Genomic DNA, 570 nt, shown 5'->3' with positions numbered 1-570 from the left:
ATTTATGGTATAATGAATATAGAAACACAGTGGTAGCGACATAAAAATCTTTTACTTAATGGAGGTAATGGAAAATGAAAAGGTATGAAGATATTTTACAATCAGATAAAAAGTTTAGATATCAACTATTGAGTCGTTTGCAAATGGACTGTAATTATTATTTAGGATATGGAAATAAAGGTAAAAATGCACTTTGGGCAAAGGATGAGAAAGAGCAAATTGAATTAATGAAAGAGTTGTGGAAAAGTTTTGCCGAAGGTGATAAACCAGAATGGCTAACATGGAACGATATTATGAATTATGAATCTAAAATGATTGAATAAAAAGTGCATTTTATTTAATGGATCAATCAAAAAAGTTGCTGTTAATTATATAAACAGCAACTTTTTTTGTGATTATAAACGTGTCAGTTTGGCTCGTAAGAGCCAGAGGATTGATGAATAGTGTATTTGTATCAGAATGATAGAAAGCCATTATGTGAGCTTAATAGAGGTGTTAAAAGGGTTCTATGAAAATAGGACTCTTTTTTTTCGTGTTTTGAATAAAAAAGTCGGTTTCAATATATATTCA

At 29.3% G+C, this 570-nt stretch carries 1 protein-coding gene; it reads left to right on the top strand.

What is annotated here, in order from left to right; translation table 11 throughout:
• Positions 1 to 74 precede the first annotated feature (74 nt).
• Positions 75 to 323 carry an LPD11 domain-containing protein gene (locus tag MR107_RS30345; RefSeq protein ID WP_242293175.1) on the top strand — a complete coding sequence of 83 codons (249 nt, stop codon included), beginning with the start codon at positions 75 to 77 and terminating at the stop codon, positions 321 to 323.
• Positions 324 to 570: the final 247 nt, after the last annotated feature.

The sequence above is a fragment of the Bacillus cereus group sp. BfR-BA-01441 genome (assembly GCF_022663075.1).
GTDB classification, from domain to species: Bacteria; Bacillota; Bacilli; order Bacillales; family Bacillaceae_G; genus Bacillus_A; species Bacillus_A cereus.
Note: the sequence above shows the minus strand (reverse complement) of the source record. Positions and strands in the feature narration are given on the sequence as shown.